Source organism: Streptomyces cahuitamycinicus, assembly GCF_002891435.1.
Taxonomy (GTDB): Bacteria; Actinomycetota; Actinomycetes; order Streptomycetales; family Streptomycetaceae; genus Streptomyces; species Streptomyces cahuitamycinicus.
In genome coordinates this window covers 31,873-49,532 of the sequence record NZ_POUC01000012.1, presented here as the reverse complement: position 1 = coordinate 49,532, position 17,660 = coordinate 31,873, and the positions used below count along the sequence as shown (strand labels likewise).

The window sequence follows — 17,660 nt, the reverse complement described above, 5'->3', positions numbered from 1 at the left end:
CCCCACCTCTACCCCGTGCGCGCCCCACGTCTACCCCGCGTGCGCCGCCCCAGGTCTACCCCGCGTGCGCTCCACGAGTGCCCCGAGCGCGCCCCGTCGTGCAGGACGAACGCCCTGAGGGCCCCGGCACGCGGCGCGTCCGGGGCCCTCAAGGGGTGCTTTCCAGCGGGTCGGGTGTCAGATCGTCGCCGTGTCGATCACGAACCGGTAGCGCACGTCGCTGGCCTGGACCCGGTCGTACGCCTCGTTGATCTGGTCACCGCTGATCAGCTCGATCTCGGCGCCGAGGCCGTGCTCGGCGCAGAAGTCCAGCATCTCCTGGGTCTCCGCGATGCCGCCGATCATGGAACCGGCGAGGGTCTTGCCGCCGCCGATCACCGAGAAGAGGTTGAGGGAGACGGGCTCCTCGGGGGCGCCGACGTTCGCCAGCGTGCCCTCGGTCTTCAGCAGCGACAGGTAGGCGTTGAAGTCCAGCGGGGCGGACACCGTGGACACGATCAGGTCGAAGGTGCCGGCCAGTTCCTCGAAGGTCTTCGGGTCGCTGGTGGCGTAGTAGTGGGCCGCGCCCAGGCGCAGGCCGTCCTCCTGCTTGCGCAGGGACTGCGACAGCACGGTCACCTCGGCGCCGAGGGCGTTGGCGATCTTGACGCCCATGTGGCCGAGGCCGCCCAGGCCGACGATCGCGACCTTCTTGCCGGGGCCGGCGCCGAAGCGGCGGAGCGGGGAGTAGAGGGTGATGCCGGCGCACAGCAGCGGCGCGGCGATGTCGAGCGACAGCCCGTCGGGGATGCGGAGGACGAAGTTCTCGTCGACGACGACCTTCTGCGCGTAGCCGCCGTAGGTGGGCTCGCCGTCCTTGCCGATGCCGTTGTAGGTGGGGACGTTGCCCTTGACGCAGTACTGCTCGCGTCCGGCCTCGCAGTTCTCGCACTCGCGGCAGGAGTCGACCATGCAGCCGACACCGACGCGGTCACCGACGGCGAACTTCGTGACGCCCGGGCCGACCTCGGTGACGACACCGGCTATCTCGTGGCCCGGGACCATCGGGAAGATCGCCTCGCCCCAGCCCTCCTGGGCCTGGTGGATGTCCGAGTGGCAGATGCCGGCGAACTTGATGTCGATCAGGACGTCGAACTCGCGGACCGCGCGGCGCTCGATGGTGGTGCGCTCCAGCGGAGCCTTGGGAGCGGGAGCGGCGTACGCAGCAACAGTGGTCATGCCGGGGGTTCTCCTAGCGGGGATTGTGTGCCCGGCTGCCTTCTGGATCTTCGGACCGGGCACGATCACCAGCGTGCCCGATCCGCGAGCGCTCACCCAGACCACGCTTTTGCGTACGCACACGGTGCGTACCACTGGCGGGGTCAGGCTCGTGTGCGTACGACCGTGAATACTGGACGGCATGGACGAACAGCCCGGACCCGCACAGACGGCCGGTGGCGGCCTGGACCGGCGCGCCGACCTCAGTGAGTTCCTGCGCACCCGGCGGGCCCGGCTGAAGCCCGAGGACGTGGGGCTGCCCGACTTCGGGCGGCGCCGGGTACCCGGGCTGCGCCGTGAGGAGCTGGCGCAGCTGGCCGGGGTGTCCGTGGCGTACTACACCCGGCTGGAGCAGGGCAACGGCCGCAATGTCTCCGCGGAGGTGCTGGACGCGATCGCGCGCGCCCTGCGGCTGAGCGATGCCGAGCATGCGCACCTGATGCATCTGGCGAAGCCGAAGCAGAACAAGAAGAAGCCGGTGGCGCGCAGCCAGCAGGTGCGGCCGGCGCTGCGGCATCTGCTGGACTCGATCGAGGGCGTCCCGGCGTACATCGTCGGGCGCCGCTCGGAGATCCTGGCCTGGAACCGGATGGCCGCGGCCGTCTTCGGCGACTGGGCGGAGCTGCCGGCGCCGGAGCGGAACTGGGCGCGGATGGTGTTCCTCAGGCCCGAGTACCGCGAGCTGTTCGTGGAGTGGGACCAGAAGGCGTCCGACATCGTCGGCTACCTGCGCATGGACGCGGGCTGCCACCCGGACGACCCGCGCTTGTCGGCCCTGGTGGGCGAGCTGTCCGTGAAGAGCGAGGACTTCCGCCGCCTGTGGGCCGCCCACAACGTCAAGGAGAAGAGTTACGGCGTCAAGCGCATGCGCCATCCCCTGGCCGGCGACCTGACCTTGTCCTTCGAGACGTTCCGCCTGGTCGACGACGTCGAGCAGTCCCTGATCACGTACCACGCGGAGCCGGGCACCCCGTCGGCGGAGGCCCTGCGCCTGCTGGCGAGCTGGGGGGCGGACGCCACCCGCTCAGGCACCAGGGCATCGGCACCGTCGGAGTAGCAAGGGCCTCGCCTCAGTCGACGACGCCGGGGTCCTCCCGCGTTCCCAGGACGCCCACGACGGCGGTGATCATGGCGGCCACTGCGGCGGTCATGCGGGGACCATACGGCAGACCCGCCGGGAGCAGAGCCCCCGACGGGTCGTCAACGCGCTTGCGCTACCGCTTGCTTGCCGCAGTACGCGTCTACTTGCCGTAGTACGCGTTGTAGATCGAGATCGTCGACTTGTTGCCCTTCTTGTCGGCGATCTTGGCGTGGAAGGAGATGGCCTTCCCCTTCGCCGGGTTCTTGACGCTCACCTTGCCGTCCTTGACGGTGAGCTTCTTCCAGGTCTTGCCGTAGTCGTACGACGCGTACACCGACAGCGACTTCAGGTTGCTGCCCTTGGCCGCGCCCTCGACGGTGACCGGGATCTTGACGGTCTTGCCGGCCGGGGCCTTGCTGTCCAGGCCCGTGGTCGCGCCGAAGCGGGCCGTGGAGGCGGGCAGCTTGGTGATGTCGCTGGTCTTCTTCGAGCGGAACGTCCAGCTGGCGTCGACCCGGGTGGAGGCCGCCGCGACCTTGACGCTGCGCTTGACCGACGTCGTCAGCTTGTACGCGGCGTCACCGGCCGGGACCTTGAACTGCTTGTCGCCGAACAGCGGGTCGTCGTGGCTGCCGACCTTGGTGCCGTTGCGGTACAGGGTCGTGTCGACCGCGGAGAACGTCGAGTAGCCCACGTTGCCCTTGCCGTCGGCGAACAGCGGCAGGGAACCGTAGATCTCGTTGCCCTCGCGGAAGACACCGAGGTCACCGCTCAGACGCGGTCCGAAGACTGCCGTGTTGACGGTCTTCGAGTAGCTCTTGCCGGCGGCGAACTTGTGCGTGCCCATCGAGTAGGCGGCCTCGTCGACCGGGAACCCGTCCGCGTCCACACCGCCGGACTGGGCGAATTCGAGCTGCCACTTCACGCCGCCCTGGGCGGACAGGCGCAGGGTGCGCGTGCCGGGCAGGGTCTGCGGGATGCCGATCGAGGAGGCGCTGTTGCTCCACGGCATCCAGCCCACCGCGTTGATCGAGCCCTTCTTGCCGCTCGCCGAGGCGCCGAGGCCCGCCTTCACCGTGGCGAACTCGCTCGCCTTGTAGTGCTTGGTGTAACCGGTGGCGAGCTTCTTGACCGGGCCGCCGGCGACGGTGTTGTACTCCTCCTTGCCGCCCTTGGACCAGTGGCCGTCCCACTGCTGGGTCACCGAACCGTCGGTGATCTGCGGGCCGACGTGGGCGGTGCGGATGTCGGCGAAGGAATCCAGCCACCAGCCGAAGCCGTAGCTGCTGTCACCGGCCTCCACGGTGTAGTCGGCCGAGGCGAACTCCGACTTGACGCCCGTGGCCGGGACGGTGATGTCCACCGGCTTGGCCTTGCGGGCGTCCAGCGTGACCGTCGTCTTCTTGGTGAGGTTCAGCTTGGGCTGGGCCAGCCAGTCGACGCCCTCGAACTTCTCCGGGTCGTCGCCCACGTAGATGCTCGTGTTGAGGATGTAGGTGCCCTTGGGGAGGCGGGCGGTGGCCGTGCCGTCCTCGTCGTACGGCATGGCCCCCTTGCCCTTGCCCAGACCGGCGGTGCCGGTCAGGTCGGCGCTGTAGTTCTTCGCCGCCTTGCCGTCGCGGTCGAGGAACTTCAGCGTCACGTCGTACGACTCGACCTCACGCTGCACCGCCGCCGCAGTGCGGACGGTCTGGCCGCCGCCCCTGGCCGTCACGTACGCCGAGTACGCGCCGTCGACCGTGCCGCCCAGCTTGGTGTTGACGGTGAACGGCACGGAGGCCTTGCCGCCGGCCGGGACCGTCACCGAGGTGGCGCCGAGCTTGAAGAAGCCGGACGGGACGGCCTGGCCCTTGGGGTTGGTGGCCGTCGACGCCAGCTTCAGCGTGACGTCCTTCGTACCGAGGTTGCGGTACGTCAGCTGCTTGGTGACCGGCTTGTCGTCGGTGTGCGGCCACTGCTGCACCCCGAAGCTCACCGAGGCCGGCTCGGCGATCAGGGACTGCTTGATGGCCTTGTCGACCTGGATCCGGCCCGAACCCTGCTGGAACGGGGTGTACTTGCCGCCCTTGGTGGAGCCGGCGAGGGCGCCCTTCAGCTCGGCGTACTTCCACTCCGGGTGCTGCTGCTTGAGGATCGCCGCCGCGCCCGCGACATGCGGGGTCGCCATCGACGTGCCGGAGATCGTCATGTAGCCGGCCGGCTTCTCGCCGACCTCCTGGGCTATCTGGTTGCCCGGGGCGGAGGCCGCGGTGATGTCCACGCCGGGCGCGGTCACGTCCGGCTTGAGGGCACCGTCCGTGCCGGGGCCGCGGCTGGAGAAGTCGGCCAGTTTGTCCTTGTCGTCGACCGCGCCGACGGTCAGGGCCGCGGCGGCGCTGCCCGGGGATCCGACGGTCTGCTCGCCGAAGTCGCCCTCGTTGCCGGCCGCGATGGCGAACAGGACGCCCTTCTCCTCGGAGAGCCTGTTCACCGCCGCTTCCATCGGGTCGATGGCGGGCGTGTCGAGGCCGCCCAGGCTCATGTTGATGACGTCGGCGCCCTCGGCGACGGCCCACTCCATACCGGCGACGATCTCGGAGTCGCTGCCGAAGCCGGCGTCGTCGAGGACCTTGCCGTTGAGGATCTTCGCGCCGGGCGCGACGCCCTTGTACTTGCCGCCGGACTTCTTGCCGGTGCCGGCCGCGATGGAGGCGACGTGCGTGCCGTGGCCGAGCTTGTCGGTGGCGTCGGGTGAGGTGGTGAAGTTCTTGGCGCCCACCACCTGACCCTTGAGGTCGTCGTGGGTGGCGTCGACACCGGTGTCCAGGACGGCGATCTTGGTGCCCTTGCCGTCGTAGCCGGCCGCCCACGCCTTGGGGGTGCCGATCTGGGTGACGGACTTGTCGAGGCTGGCCTTGCGGACGCCGTCGAGCCAGACGTGCGCGATACCGGAAGCGGTTTTCTCACCGTTGGTGACCGCGTCCCAGAGTTCGGGTGTGTCCGCCTGCGGCGTCTGCACCGCGTCCGCGTTCACGGACTTCAGTGTGTGGTGCAGGGTGCCGGCCTCGCGGACGTCGGCCTTGGTGGCCGCGGCGCCGCCCCGGTAGCCGACGATGACCTTCAGGCCCTTCTTCTGGGCCTTCCGGGTCGTGGACTTGTTGAGCTCGGTGACGTCGAAGAGCCGCTGGTCGAGCTTGCCGGTGGCGACCAGGCGGGCCGCGTCCGCCGGAATGACGAGGGTGTGGCCGTCGACCTTGCGGACCTGGACGGGCACGTTCTCACGGCCCTTGGCGTGCTCCAGGCCGATGACACGGCCCTTGGCGTCCAGGACGACGCGGTCGCCGGTGATCAGTGTGATGCGGTGCTTGGCGGTAAGGGACGCCGGCTTGGCGGCCGCTGCCGCCCGCTCGCCGTTGGCCGACGCCGGGCTGGTCATACCCGCCGCCATGGCCACGGCCGCCGCTGTGGCGACCGTGGCCGCGCACGCCCTTTTCACTTGTCTGCGCAAGTTTCCCCCTTGCAGAAGAACCGGGCGAATTCCCCGTTCACCCGGCCGGGGGTGGTCTCGTACGCATGCTCGTACGCCCCCCGGAACAGGCAGTATGCCGAGGGGTGATCAGGTGCTCAATAGATGAGAAGGAGGTAAGAAATCCGTCGGCCGACTGTTACACGGCCGTCGGAACTCCGTTACGGGGCGGCATGGTTACGCACGCGCGTTCTCCTTGACAGAAGAGACGAAAGGCCGCCGCCCACTCCTCTCCAGGGGTGGACGGCGGCCTTTCGTCAGCGAAGCCGGCGAACCGTCAGACCGCCGAGCCGGCCTTCCAGTCGGCCCAGCTCATGTTCCAGCCGTTGAGGCCGTTGTCCGGCGCGATGGTCTTGTCGCCGGTGTTCTCGACGACCACCACGTCACCGAGCATCGAGTTCTTGAAGAACCACGCGCCCGGGGTGTTCGGGTCGTTGGCGCCCTTGGCGTCCTGCAGGCCGACGCAGCCGTGGCTGGTGTTCACGCTGCCGAAGATGGACTTCGCGCCCCAGTAGTTGCCGTGGATGAAGGTGCCGGAGCTGGAGAGGCGGATGGCGTGCGGCACGTCCTTGATGTCGTACTCGCCCTTGCCGTCGTCGTCCGTGAAGCCCACGGTCGCGCCGTTCATGCGCGTCTCCTTGAACTTCTCGGACATCACCATGATGCCCTCGTACGTCTTGTTCTCGGGCGAGCCGGCGGAGATCGGGATCGTGCGGACGACCTTGCCGTCCTGCGTGATCTTCATCTGCTTGGTCTTCGCGTCGACGTACGAGACCTGGTTGCGGCCGACCTTGAAGGTGACCGTCTTCTGCTGGACACCGAAGACGCCCTTGGCTCCCTCGACGCCGTCGAGCGCGAGCTTCAGCGTGACGGTGGAGCCTTCCTTCCAGTAGTCCTCGGGCCGGCAGTCCATGCGGTTGGCGTTGAACCAGTGGCAGGCGACTTCCTGGCCGCCGGTCGTGCTGACCTTGATGCCCTTCTGGACCGCGGCCTTGTTGGTGATCGCCTTGTCGAAGTTGATCGAAACCGGCATGCCGACGCCCACGGTGGTGCCGTCGTCCGGGGTGAAGTTGCCGATGAAGCTGTTGGCCGGGGAGACCGTGGTGAACGAGGCGTTCTCGTGGGCGACGCGTCCGTCGGAGTCCTTCGCCTCGGCCGACAGCTTGTAGGTCGTGGACCGCTCCAGCTGGGCGGTCGGCTTCCAGCTGGTCTTGTCGGCGGATATCTCGCCGCTGACCTCCGCGCCCTCCGACGTCGTCATCTTCACGTCGGTGAGCGTGCCCTTGCTCACGGTCACCGCTGCGGAGTTGTTGATGGAGGCGTTGTCGGAGCCGTCCTCGGGTGTGATCTTGATCTGGGCCTCGGAGGTCTTCTTCGCCGCGGCCTCGTCGACCTTCGACTGAGAGCTGTCGCCGCCGTCGCCCCCGGAGGCGTTGTCGTCGCCTCCGGAACACGCCGAGAGCATCAGCACTCCACCGAGCAGTGCGGACGCGACCGTCAGGCCCTTGCGCCGCTTACCGACCGTCATCACACGCTTCTCCATTGTTGCCGACTTCCCCAAAACCCCGAGTGTCCCCGTCAGAACTGAGTGCCCCCGCCGCCACTCGTGAGTCCTCGTCCGGAACTTTCAACGCTACGGCCGGTTCGTCCGGTTCCCCATGTCACCAAGGTGTGGGGATCACCACGTCCGTGACGGACGGTGCCGGCGATACGAGTGCGATCCGTGCGCCGCTTGAGACGAGAAGACCCCGGGCGGCGGTTGCCTCCCGGGGCCACGATTTTCCCGGACGCTCAGCCGTCGCTGTCGTCGCCATCATCCTCGTCGAGGTCCCACTCAGGCGAATCGGGGTCGTAGTCGACCCGTTCGCTGCTCCAGGAGGCCTGCTGGAGCTCCACCCCCGGCACCTGGCTGACCAGGTCGAACGGGTCGACGAGATAGGCGAGGGCCTCCGCGGTGTCTTCCGTCACAGCGCTCTCGGCGTGGGCCCGTTCCGACGCCGGCATCTCCGCCTCGTCGGCGATCCGGCGCAGCGCGGACTTGGTGACCGCGTCCGCGTCGTCGACTTCGAGAACGAGTTCCACTCGAATCCGTACAAAACGTGATGACTCTGCAGTGCTCATGGCGCGAGCGTACGTCCAGGTCCTCCCGTGACTTTCCCGTGACCCGCGACTTTCACTAACATCGCCCCACACGGCCAATTCGCCAGCGCCACAAGGGGGATCGATATTCCGTGTCATCCGCTCGCCGACCGTTGCTGACCGCCACCGCCGCGGCGTCCCTGCTGGGCGCCCTGTGGTTCGTTCCGTCCGCGAACGCGACGTCGGACTCCCCGGTGAGAGACGCGGTCTCGGCGAGCCCGTCGCCGCAGGTCACGGAGCAGGCGCGGATCGCCGCCACGACCGCGGACGCCTCCGTCGGCGGCGCCCGCCTCGCCGACACCGGCAGCTTCGACAGCACGCCGTACGTGATCGGCGGGACCTTCTGCCTCACGCTGGGCGCAGGGTTCGTCGTGTACTCGGTGCGCCGGGAACGCCTCGGGTTCTGACGGCGTCTCACCCGGGGCCCCGCCGGTCGGCAGGGCCCCTCCGCCCCTACCGGAGCGGCCCGGTGACCCTCTCGACCGCGGCCAGCAGCCGTCCGTCGCGCACGAACGCGTCCGCGGCGGCGAGGTCGGGCGCGAGGAACCGGTCCGGTCCGGGTCCCTGGACTCCCGCCTCCCGTACGGCGTCGATGACCGCCCGCGACGCGGGCCCCGGAGTCAGTCCCTCGCGCAGCTCGACGGCGCGCGTGGCGGCGTAGAGCTCGATGGCGAGGACGCGCGTGAGATTGTCGACGGCCGTGCGCAGTTTGCGCGCCGCCGACCAGCCCATCGAGACGTGGTCCTCCTGCATGGCGGAGGACGGGATCGAGTCGGCCGACGCCGGTACGGCGAGCCGCTTGAGCTCGCTCACCAGCGCGGCCTGCGTGTACTGAGCGATCATCAGGCCCGAGTCCACACCGGGGTCGTCGGCGAGGAACGGCGGCAGGCCGTGGCTGCGGTTCTTGTCGAGCAGCCGGTCGGTGCGCCGCTCGGCGATGGACCCGAGGTCGGCGGCGGCGATGGCGAGGAAGTCCAGGACGTAGGCGACCGGCGCACCGTGGAAGTTGCCGTTGGACTCCACACGCCCGTCGGGCAGCACCACCGGGTTGTCCACCGCGGAGGCCAGCTCGCGGTCGGCGACCAGCCGGGCGTGGGTCATGGTGTCCCGCCCCGCCCCGGCGACCTGCGGGGCGCAGCGCACCGAGTAGGCGTCCTGGACGCGCGGCGCGTCGTCCTGGTGGTGCCCGGTCAGCCCGGAACCCTTCAGCACGGCGAGCATGTTGGCGGCACTGGCGGCCTGCCCCGGGTGCGGCCGGATGGCGTGCAGTTCGGGCGCGAGGACCTTGTCGGTGCCGAGCAGGCCCTCCAGCGACAGGGCGGCGGTGACGTCGGCGGACCGGTAGAGCGTCTCCAGGTCGGCCAGGGCCATCACCAGCATGCCGAGCATGCCGTCGGTGCCGTTGAGGAGGGCGAGGCCTTCCTTCTCGCGCAGTTCGACCGGCTGGATGCCGTGCGCGGCGAGGAGTTCGGCGGCCGGGCGTACGACACCGTCGGGGCCCTCGGCGTCGCCCTCGCCCATGAGCGCGAGGGCGCAGTGGGACAGCGGCGCGAGGTCGCCGGAGCAGCCGAGGGAGCCGTACTCGTGCACGACGGGGGTGATTCCGGCGTTGAGGAGGTCGGCCATGGTCTGCGCGACCTCGGGGCGTACACCGGTGTGCCCGGAGCAGACGGTCTTCAGCCGCAGGAACATCAGGGCGCGCACGACTTCCCGCTCGACGGCGGGGCCCATGCCGGCGGCGTGCGAGCGGACGATGTTGCGCTGGAGCTGTGCGCGCAGCTCCGGGCTGATGTGCCGGGTCGCCAGGGCGCCGAAGCCGGTGCTCACGCCGTACACGGGGTCCGGCTTGGCCGCCAGCGCGTCCACGATCTCGCGGGCCGCGGCGAGGGCGGCCACGGCCTCCTCGGAGAGCTCGACGCGGGCGCCGCCGCGCGCCACGGCGAGCACGTGGGACGCGGTCACCCCGGACGTCCCCACCACCACAGTGTGCATATCCATATTCAGGAGCGTACGCAGTGAATTCGATGATGTCACCACTGGGGGCGCCGTTCACCCCTTACCGAATACGTCACACCACCCTGGCCGAGACAGGGCGCGTGCCGACCGCCCCCGGCCGAGTCAGGGCGCGTGCCGGCCCCGGAACCGCCGGCGCTCACCGCCGGACTCCTGGGACGGCTCGTCCGCGAGCCGCACGACGGGATCGTCGGGCCCGGCCCGCCCCGCCACGACCGGCCGGCTCGCCCGCTCGGCCTTGGCCCGGTACTGGGCGGCGTCGGCGAGCCGGAAGAGCCGCCGGGCCGAGCGCACGGGCCCGATCGGATCCTCGGTGGAGGCGACCCCGCAGGCCACCCCGTCCCCGAGCTCCAATTCGGCGGCCCTGCGGCACAGTTCATGGGCTGCCTTCACGACCTGGTCGGCGGGCGGCCCGACCGCGAGCAGACAGAACTCGTCCCCGCCGAGCCGCGCGGCCAGCGCCCCCGGCAGCATGGCCCCGCACAGCGACAGCACCGAGCCGAACCGCTCCAGAAGCCGGTCGCCGGCGGCGTGCCCATGGGTGTCGTTGACCCGCTTGAGCCCGTTCAGATCGCAGACGACGAGACTGACGACGGCCCCGTCCCTGCGGTGCCGCTCGATCGCCTGCTCCAGGCGTACGTCCACGGCGCGCCGGTTGGCGAGTCCGGTGAGGGAGTCGGTGAAGGCGAGCCGCCGGGCCTCCTCCAGCCGCTCGGTCTGGGCGATGCCGGCGGCCACGACGGAGGCGAGGACCGTGGCGAAGTCGGCGTCACCCCGCCCGAAGACGGCTTCACCGGCAGGGCGGGCCACGTACAGCTCGCCCCAGGCCCGGCCGTGCAGCACGATGGGCGCGACCACGCAGCAACCGCGGCCCCGGCGGCGCAGGGCGGCCACCCGCTGATGGCAGTACCCGGGCCGCCGCCCGGCGGCAGGCCCCTCGGCGGTCTCCACCCACGCGTCGGGCTCCCCGCCACCGGCCCACTGCTCGTGCAGGAACTCGGTGATCTCCGCGAACTGGTGCACCGGGTAGGCCTCGTCCTCCGGGAACTCCTCCTCACCCTCGGCCAGCTCGCCGACGTTCACGAGGACCCGCAGCCGCCCGAGAACCGCTTCGTCAGCCGCCTGATCATGCTGTCCGGAGCGGGGCTCACCGGTCTCGTCGCCTACCTGACCGGTGGCGTGGTACGGGTCCTGACGGTCGCGCTCACCGTCGTGGCCGCGGTGAGCGTCTGGGCGTACTACGACCACCGCACCGAAACGCGCGCGGCGGCCCGGCGGTGACACGGCTCCGGGCCCCCTCCCTCACACCGGCAGGAGGAGGCCCGGGGACGTCAGTCGGTCCCGGGGTGCGTGCCGGGCCCGTGTGCGCCGGGGGACAACGGGGTGGGTGACAGCGCGGAATCCTCCTCGCCCGGTTCCAGCAGGGTGTCGGCCGCACCGACGATGAGGGGGTCGGGCGTGCCGACCGCTTGCCGGTCCTTGCTGGCGTAGTCCACGCGCGACAGCAGACTGCGCATGGTCTCCAGACGGGCGCGCCGCTTGTCGTTGCTCTTGACGACGGTCCAGGGGGCGTGGGCGGTGTCGGTGGCCCGGAACATGTCCACCTTCGCCTCGGTGTACTCGTCCCACAGGTCCAGGGAGGCCACGTCGGTGGGGGAGAGCTTCCACTGACGGACCGGGTCGACCTGCCGGATCGCGAAGCGCGTGCGCTGCTCGGAGCGCGAGACGGAGAACCAGAACTTCACCAGCAGGATGCCGTCGTCCACCAGCATCCGTTCGAAGGCCGGGCACTGGTCGAGGAACAGCTCGTACTCGTCCTTGGAGCAGTAACCCATCACACGTTCCACGCCGGCCCGGTTGTACCAGGAGCGGTCGAAGAAGACGATCTCCCCGGCCGTCGGCAGATGCGCGATGTACCGCTGGAAGTACCACTGGCCCACCTCGCGCTCGGTGGGCTTGTCCAGGGCGACGACGCGAGCGCCGCGCGGGTTGAGCCGCTCGATGAGCCGCTGGATCGTCCCGCCCTTGCCCGCAGCGTCACGCCCCTCGCACACGACGATCACGCGTGCGCCGGTGTCCTTGACCCACCGTTGCAGCTTGAGCAGCTCTATCTGCAGGATGCGCTTGGTCCGCTCGTACTCCTTGCGGCTCACCTTGCGGTCGTAGGGGTAGTTCTCCCGCCATGTCCGGATGGGCCGCCCGTCGCCGTCCAGCACGATCGGCTGCTCTCTTCTGCTGGTGTCCACGGTCAGCCCGTCCAGCAGCTCGTCCCGGTCTCCGGTGCTCATCACTCGGCTCCCCGTTCGGCTCGCACCCGCAGGTCAACGCACACACGGGTGCCCCGCCCGGCCCCTCCCATGTCGCCCTGGCCCGGCCGGCGTGAACTCCTCCCGGCCGGACGCCGGTGCCGTGCTGTCGTGGACGGCGTAGCCTCCTACCGGTTGCCGTCACGCTCGTACCGCGTGACGAGCCGACTGCGCTGACGCACGGCCTTGGGTGAAGACCAGTTCTCAGCGAAAGGACCCGATGAGGGTGTCGAGCATGCCCCGCAACAGCTCCCCCGTCACCAACCCCGTGATACCCGGCTTCCATCCGGACCCGAGCATCTGCCGGGCCGGCGAGGACTACTACCTCGCGTGCTCCAGCTTCGAGTACTTCCCGGGCGTACCGGTGTTCCACAGCCGGGACCTGGTGCACTGGACCCAGATCGGCAACGCGCTCGACCGGCCGGGGCAGCTGCGCCTGCCGCCCGGCACGCGTTCCTCCGGCGGCGTCTACGCCCCGACCCTGCGCCATCACGACGGGCGCTTCTGGCTGATCGTCACGAACGTGAGCGGCGACGGGAACCTGCTGTTCACGACCACCGATCCGGCCGGACCGTGGTCCGACCCGGTCCCGCTGCCCGGCGTGCACGGCATCGACCCCGACCTTGCCTGGGACGACGACGGCACCTGCTGGTGCACCACCGCCGGAGTCGGGCAGATCCGCATCGACCCCCTCACGGGGAAGACGTCCGGTGAACGGCGGCCTCTCTGGTCCGGCGCCCCCGGCGCCAAGGCACCCGAAGCGCCGCACCTCTACCACATCGGCGACTACTGGTACCTGCTCATCGCCGAGGGCGGTACCGAGCGGTGCCACGGCGTCTCGATCGCCCGCGGCCGTTCACCGCAGGGCCCTTTCGAGCCCTGCCCGGCCAACCCGGTCCTGACGCACCGGGGCACCGACCACCCCATCCAGAACACCGGCCACGCCGACCTGGTGGAGGGACCGGACGGCTCGTGGTGGATGGTCCTGCTCGGCGTCCGGCCGCACGGCGGCACGCCCGGCTGGCACGTACTGGGCCGAGAGACCTTCCTGGTGCCGGTGACCTGGTCCGACGGCTGGCCGGTCGTCGGCGAGCTCTCCCCCGTCCTGGCCCGGCCCCCGTGGCCGCTGAGGGAGCCCGCGGTCCCGTCGGTCCGGGATGATTTCGACTCCGGTGAACTCGCCCCCGCCTGGATCTCGCTGCGCTCCCGGCCCCCGGAGAACTGCACCACGAAGGAACGGGCCGGCTGGCTGAGCCTCCGCGCGGCGGGGGCGTCGCTCGACGACCCCGAGGTCACCTTCGTGGGCCGCCGCCAGCAGCATGTGTCGTGCCGCGCGCGGGTGCTGGTGGATCCGGCGCAGGGGCGCGGAGGCCTGGCCGTCCGTCTCGACGAAGAGCACCACTACGAGATCGAGGTGACGCCGGGCGAGGTGCGGGTCCTGACGCGCGTCGGCCCGTTCCGCTCGGAGGTGGCGTCCCGTGCCACGGCCGCAGGCCCGGTGGTGCTGAGGGTCGAGACGGCGGTCACCGAACAGGTCGGTGACGCCCGCCAGGGGCCGGACACCGTCTCCTTCGGCATCGAGGACCCGCAGGGCGCCTGCACCGAACTCGCCGCGCTCGACGGCCGGTACCTGTCCACCGAGGTCGCCGGGGGCTTCACCGGCCGCGTCATCGGCATGTACGCCGCTACGGGGACCGTCCACTTCGACTGGTTCGACTACGAGCCGGCCGGCCCCGACGGGCCGGACCGGACCGGCTCCGCGGACTGACGACGAGCCCTCGAGCGCGGTGCCCGTCTCCTCGACCAGGGCCCGCACGAGGCGGTCCCGGTGCCCGGGCACCCGACGTGACCGTCGACCGCCCGCTTCCAGCAGCCGACGCGGAAGGTCGCGTCGCGCCCTGCCTGTACGGCTGTTACGGGCGGGGGCCCTGGATCTGCATGCCCGGGCGGCGGCGGTGGACCGTCACGTACGTCAGGCCGCCCTCGCCCGCGGTCACGTTGCGGACGCTGCCGTGAGGCAGCCAGACGAGGCTGCCGGGCACCACCGGGTGCGGCCCGTCCGCGGCACCGAGAGTGCCGTCACCGGCGACCACGAGCAGGAGGACGTCGAGGTCGGGTTCGGCGTGGGTGTCGATGGCTCCCCGGGGCGGGACGCGGATGAGGTTGGCGTCCAGTTGCCGGCCGGGCTCGGCCAGTCGCCACAGGGCGCCGGCCGATCCCGGGTCGGTGGCGGCGAGCGACTCGGTGTTGCCCAGGATCCGCGGCACGGGAGCGTCGGCCGCGCCGGGGAAACCCTCCGCGTCAGTCATGGATCGTCCCACCGTCCGTTACGGGCCTGCCCTGGGCCGGTTCACCGGTTCGACAGGCGATCCGCACCGCTCACGGGCGGATGCCCAGAGGAATCTAGCACCGGCCGCAGCCCCGGCCGTGGCCGGTGCTGCGGTCACTCCCCTTCGGACGTCGTGGGCCGCGTACGCCCGACTTCCGGTTCCTCGCCCTGCTGCGCGCGGGCGTGGAGCACGTCCCCGATGAACAGGTCGTACACCAGCACGCCGATCACGCCGCCCACGAGGGGCCCGACGATCGGGATCCACCAGTAGCCGCTGAACGCCCCGGCCAGGCTGCCCGGAAACGCGAGATCCTCCCATCCCGCCATCCAGGTGAACAGACGGGGACCGAAGTCGCGGGCCGGGTTGATGGCGTATCCGGCGTTCGCCCCGAAGGACATGCCGATGGCCGCCACGACGAAGCCGATCACCAGCGGGCCGAGGTTGGCCTTCACCGCCGTGTTGCGCAGGTCGATGAGCGCCACCACCAGCATGACCAGGAAGGCGGTGCCGACGATCTGGTCGATCAGCGGGCCCCAGACGCCGCCGTTGAAGTACGGCGCCGGGAACGTGGCGAAGATCGAGAACGAGGCGAGGGTCTTCCCGTTCGTCTTGGGCCCTTCCATGGCGGCGTCGAAGGCGTTGATGGCGTCGTGGTACACGGCGTAGACGAGTGCCGCCCCGGCCAGGGCGCCGAGCACCTGGGACGCCCAGTAGGGCAGGACCTTGGCCCAGGGGAACTTGCGGCGGACGGCGAAGGCCAGGGTGACGGCCGGGTTGATGTGCGCTCCGCTGACCCCGCCGGCCACGTAGATGCCGAAAACCACGGCCATGGCCCAGCCCCAGGTGATCAGCAGCCAGTCCCCGGCGCCGAGGAAGAAGACGGTGGGCCCCTCCGTACGCCCTGAGCCGGGCAGCGCCGCCACCGCCATCGCCACCACGCCGCATCCGAAGGCGATGAGGACGAACGTCCCCAAGAACTCCGCCAGGCACTCGCCCGCGAGGCCTGCGCGGCGCCTGAGCCGCGAGGGTTTCACCAAGGGCCTGATCTCCACTGCCATGTGACTTCTCCCAGGGTTCGCCGCGATCCGGGCTGACGCGCGGTAGTCACGTCGTAACCCGCCGCGTGCGCCGCGGCAACCGCAGGGGCCCCTCCGGGCTCACTCGGCGGGCCTGCCGGGCGAACCGGTAGCGGTTCGCGCGACGGCGGTGCTCATCGGCCCCGTGGCGTCTCTTCCGGGGGGATCTCGCACTCGCCCGTGCCCAGCCGGACGCAGCATTCCCCCGGTTCCGGCGCCAGGACCGCGCGGACGCCGTTGACCTGGAGGCCGTCGAGGTAGCCGCGCAGGAACGCGTGGTTCATGCCGCACACCAGGTCCGGGGCCTTCGCGGCCAGCGGATGGAAGGGGCAGTTGCGCAGCCGGAGCCGGGTGGGGGTCTCCCGGGTGGGCTCGTAGCCGTACTGGTCCAGCAGGCGCTCGCAGGCTGTCAGCCCCCGCTCGGGGCCCAGCCGGCCCGGGCGGGTCTCGTGCCGTGCGGCCTCGCCCACCTGCCGGCCGCGATCCTCCGCGGCGCGCATCGCCGCCTGCGTGGCGTTCTCGTCCGCCCGCTCGGTGAGAACCGCGTCCAGGAGCAGGTCTGCCAGGAGCTCGTGACGCCGGTCGGGGATGTTCACGGTGATCTGGGCGTCGGTGGGCTCGTACAGCTTCGGCTGCCTGCCGACCTTGCGGGTGCCGCCCGGCGCTTCGTAGCGGGTGCGCAGCAGGCCCGCGTCGACCAGCTTGTCGAGGTGGAAGGCGGCGAGTTTGCGGGAGATGCCGACGCTGGCGGCGGCCTCGTCGCGGGTGACGGCGCGCCGTGCGCGCCGGACGAAGGCGAACATGCGCCGGCGCGAGTCCTCGCTCAGGACGCTGACGGAGTCGATGGCGCTGTCGGCCGGGTGGGCCTGTGCGGGTGGATCGGGAGCCACAGGACAACCGTAACTCCCATACCCGTGGGAGCGAGAGCTCTTTCGGCGCTCTGTTCTGCAACACTTGACGTCCGCTCCGAATAAAGGAAACACTTGTTGGTGAAACTCCTGGAGGTCCTCATGGTCACAGAGCCACACCTACGGGCGAAGCGTCCCGTCGGGGCCCCGCTGGCCGGGCCGTACGGCCAGCCGTTCCACCCGATCCTGGTGACCGTGCCGATCGGGGCCTCGGGCCTCGTGCTCGACATCGCCTCCCACGCCCTGAGCAACGGTTCGATCCGCTCCCGCTCCTCCGCGTGATCGCCGGACGCACCCGCCGCGAAGGCCGGTGCGCTTCGGCCGCCCCCGACACCGCCCCCGACCCTCGGAGATGGCCGACATGACCGAGTTTCCCGCCCAGACCTCCCTCCGGAGCGACCTGCTCGACCAGGACGTGACGGCACCCGCACGGCCCGCCCTGCGGGTGGTCCACGAAACCGACGGGATCGACCTGGCAGCCGCGGAGGCCGCAGCCGGCCGGTTCCTCGACGCCCTCGGCATCTCCACGGAGTCGGAGAGCCTGCGCGGCACACCCGGCCGGATGGCCCGCGCGTACGCCGAACTCTTCAGCCCGCGCCCCTTCGACCTGACCACCTTCCCCAACGACGAGGGCTATGACGAGCTCGTCCTCGCCCGGCGCATCCCGGTCCGGACCGTCTGCGAGCATCATCTGCTGCCCGTGGTCGGCGTCGCGCACGTCGGCTACCTGCCCGGGGCCCGCATCCTGGGCCTGTCCAAGCTGGCGCGCGTGGTCGAGCACTTCGCCTGCCGCCCCCAGGTGCAGGAACGCCTGACCAAGCAGGTCGCCGACTGGTTGCAGACGCACCTGGAGCCCAAGGGCGTCGGCGTGGTCATCGAGGCGGAGCACTTCTGCATGACGCTGCGCGGCGTGCGGGCCACCGGCTCCGACACTCTGACCTCCACCCTGCTCGGCCTCCTGCGCTCCGACGCCCGCTCCCGCGGCGAGTTCCTCGCCCTGACGCGTGTGACCTCCTGACGCCGGCGCGGCGCCCGGGCCCGCCGG

General features: G+C 70.7%; 15 protein-coding genes and 1 pseudogene. 6 read left to right on the top strand and 10 right to left on the bottom strand.

Going from position 1 to position 17,660, the window contains the following annotated elements:
• Positions 1–177: 177 nt before the first annotated feature.
• Positions 178–1,218 (bottom strand): NAD(P)-dependent alcohol dehydrogenase, encoded by a 1,041-nt coding sequence (locus C1J00_RS03360; protein WP_102907523.1) that lies wholly within the window; start codon positions 1,216–1,218, stop codon positions 178–180.
• A gap of 181 nt (positions 1,219–1,399) precedes the next feature.
• On the opposite strand from C1J00_RS03360, the gene C1J00_RS03355 reads away from it, so the two are divergent.
• Positions 1,400–2,314 (top strand): helix-turn-helix domain-containing protein, encoded by a 915-nt coding sequence (locus C1J00_RS03355; RefSeq protein ID WP_102907522.1) that lies wholly within the window; start codon positions 1,400–1,402, stop codon positions 2,312–2,314.
• A gap of 184 nt (positions 2,315–2,498) precedes the next feature.
• Here C1J00_RS03355 and C1J00_RS03350 read toward each other — a convergent pair whose 3' ends face one another.
• The 3 genes from C1J00_RS03350 to C1J00_RS03335 all read right to left on the bottom strand — a co-directional run bounded on the left by C1J00_RS03350 (position 2,499) and on the right by C1J00_RS03335 (position 7,964).
• A complete protein-coding gene (locus C1J00_RS03350; RefSeq protein WP_102907530.1) occupies positions 2,499–5,765 on the bottom strand; it encodes a S8 family serine peptidase in 3,267 nt (1,088 codons plus the stop codon).
• Positions 5,766–6,120: 355 nt separating this feature from the next.
• Positions 6,121–7,371, bottom strand: a complete 1,251-nt coding sequence (locus tag C1J00_RS03340) for a L,D-transpeptidase (protein WP_102907529.1) — start codon at positions 7,369–7,371, stop codon at positions 6,121–6,123.
• 263 nt (positions 7,372–7,634) lie between these two features.
• A complete protein-coding gene (locus C1J00_RS03335) occupies positions 7,635–7,964 on the bottom strand; it encodes a hypothetical protein (RefSeq protein WP_102907521.1) in 330 nt (109 codons plus the stop codon).
• A gap of 110 nt (positions 7,965–8,074) precedes the next feature.
• On the opposite strand from C1J00_RS03335, the gene C1J00_RS03330 reads away from it, so the two are divergent.
• A complete protein-coding gene (locus tag C1J00_RS03330) occupies positions 8,075–8,389 on the top strand; it encodes a hypothetical protein (RefSeq protein ID WP_180989382.1) in 315 nt (104 codons plus the stop codon).
• 46 nt (positions 8,390–8,435) lie between these two features.
• Here C1J00_RS03330 and hutH read toward each other — a convergent pair whose 3' ends face one another.
• Both hutH and C1J00_RS03320 read right to left on the bottom strand, forming a co-directional pair.
• Complete coding sequence (gene hutH, locus C1J00_RS03325; protein ID WP_102907520.1) at positions 8,436–9,974, bottom strand: histidine ammonia-lyase; 1,539 nt, start codon at positions 9,972–9,974, stop codon at positions 8,436–8,438.
• 126 nt (positions 9,975–10,100) lie between these two features.
• Positions 10,101–11,108: pseudogene (locus tag C1J00_RS03320) on the bottom strand (diguanylate cyclase domain-containing protein); the annotation flags it as partial.
• Here C1J00_RS03320 and C1J00_RS45005 point away from each other — a divergent pair.
• Positions 11,013–11,276 (top strand): hypothetical protein, encoded by a 264-nt coding sequence (locus C1J00_RS45005; RefSeq protein WP_180989386.1) that lies wholly within the window; start codon positions 11,013–11,015, stop codon positions 11,274–11,276. The pseudogene C1J00_RS03320 and the gene C1J00_RS45005 overlap by 96 nt on opposite strands.
• A 50-nt stretch (positions 11,277–11,326) precedes the next feature.
• On the opposite strand, the gene ppk2 is transcribed toward C1J00_RS45005, so the two are convergent.
• The gene (gene ppk2, locus C1J00_RS03315) at positions 11,327–12,283 is read right to left on the bottom strand and encodes a polyphosphate kinase 2 (RefSeq protein WP_102907519.1); all 957 of its coding nucleotides are present in this window, start codon (positions 12,281–12,283) and stop codon (positions 11,327–11,329) included.
• A 253-nt stretch (positions 12,284–12,536) separates the two neighbouring features.
• Here ppk2 and C1J00_RS03310 point away from each other — a divergent pair, with 253 nt between their 5' ends.
• Entirely contained in the window at positions 12,537–14,069 is a 1,533-nt protein-coding gene (locus tag C1J00_RS03310) for a glycoside hydrolase family 43 protein (RefSeq protein WP_245936166.1), read from the top strand.
• A gap of 145 nt (positions 14,070–14,214) precedes the next feature.
• Here the strand turns inward: C1J00_RS03310 and C1J00_RS03305 are convergent, their stop codons facing one another.
• The 3 genes from C1J00_RS03305 to C1J00_RS03295 form a co-directional block, all read right to left on the bottom strand.
• On the bottom strand, positions 14,215–14,610 hold the full coding sequence (locus C1J00_RS03305) for a cupin domain-containing protein (RefSeq protein ID WP_102907517.1): 396 nt from the start codon (positions 14,608–14,610) through the stop codon (positions 14,215–14,217).
• A 134-nt stretch (positions 14,611–14,744) separates the two neighbouring features.
• Positions 14,745–15,689: an MIP/aquaporin family protein gene (locus tag C1J00_RS03300; RefSeq protein ID WP_102907516.1), complete on the bottom strand. Its 945-nt coding sequence runs from the start codon at positions 15,687–15,689 to the stop codon at positions 14,745–14,747.
• Positions 15,690–15,841: 152 nt separating this feature from the next.
• Positions 15,842–16,597: a helix-turn-helix transcriptional regulator gene (locus tag C1J00_RS03295; protein ID WP_102907515.1), complete on the bottom strand. Its 756-nt coding sequence runs from the start codon at positions 16,595–16,597 to the stop codon at positions 15,842–15,844.
• A gap of 120 nt (positions 16,598–16,717) precedes the next feature.
• Here C1J00_RS03295 and C1J00_RS03290 point away from each other — a divergent pair, with 120 nt between their 5' ends.
• Positions 16,718–16,897, top strand: coding sequence for a hypothetical protein (locus C1J00_RS03290; RefSeq protein WP_146046122.1), 180 nt, complete (start codon positions 16,718–16,720; stop codon positions 16,895–16,897).
• 79 nt (positions 16,898–16,976) lie between these two features.
• Positions 16,977–17,633 (top strand): GTP cyclohydrolase I FolE, encoded by a 657-nt coding sequence (folE, locus tag C1J00_RS03285; protein ID WP_102907528.1) that lies wholly within the window; start codon positions 16,977–16,979, stop codon positions 17,631–17,633.
• The last annotated feature ends 27 nt before the right edge of the window (positions 17,634–17,660 follow it).

What these genes read in the sequence shown, in the direction of transcription:
- ppk2 (WP_102907519.1), bottom strand. Translation starts at nt 12,283, where the DNA reads ATGAGCACCGGAGACCGGGACGAGCTGCTGGACGGGCTGACCGTGGAC.
- C1J00_RS03290 (WP_146046122.1), top strand. Translation starts at nt 16,718, where the DNA reads ATGGTCACAGAGCCACACCTACGGGCGAAGCGTCCCGTCGGGGCCCCG.
- C1J00_RS03305 (WP_102907517.1), bottom strand. Translation starts at nt 14,610, where the DNA reads ATGACTGACGCGGAGGGTTTCCCCGGCGCGGCCGACGCTCCCGTGCCG.
- C1J00_RS03300 (WP_102907516.1), bottom strand. Translation starts at nt 15,689, where the DNA reads ATGGCAGTGGAGATCAGGCCCTTGGTGAAACCCTCGCGGCTCAGGCGC.
- C1J00_RS03335 (WP_102907521.1), bottom strand. Translation starts at nt 7,964, where the DNA reads ATGAGCACTGCAGAGTCATCACGTTTTGTACGGATTCGAGTGGAACTC.
- C1J00_RS03340 (WP_102907529.1), bottom strand. Translation starts at nt 7,371, where the DNA reads ATGACGGTCGGTAAGCGGCGCAAGGGCCTGACGGTCGCGTCCGCACTG.
- C1J00_RS03350 (WP_102907530.1), bottom strand. Translation starts at nt 5,765, where the DNA reads ATGGCGGCGGGTATGACCAGCCCGGCGTCGGCCAACGGCGAGCGGGCG.
- folE (WP_102907528.1), top strand. Translation starts at nt 16,977, where the DNA reads ATGACCGAGTTTCCCGCCCAGACCTCCCTCCGGAGCGACCTGCTCGAC.
- C1J00_RS03355 (WP_102907522.1), top strand. Translation starts at nt 1,400, where the DNA reads ATGGACGAACAGCCCGGACCCGCACAGACGGCCGGTGGCGGCCTGGAC.
- hutH (WP_102907520.1), bottom strand. Translation starts at nt 9,974, where the DNA reads ATGCACACTGTGGTGGTGGGGACGTCCGGGGTGACCGCGTCCCACGTG.
- C1J00_RS03310 (WP_245936166.1), top strand. Translation starts at nt 12,537, where the DNA reads ATGCCCCGCAACAGCTCCCCCGTCACCAACCCCGTGATACCCGGCTTC.
- C1J00_RS03360 (WP_102907523.1), bottom strand. Translation starts at nt 1,218, where the DNA reads ATGACCACTGTTGCTGCGTACGCCGCTCCCGCTCCCAAGGCTCCGCTG.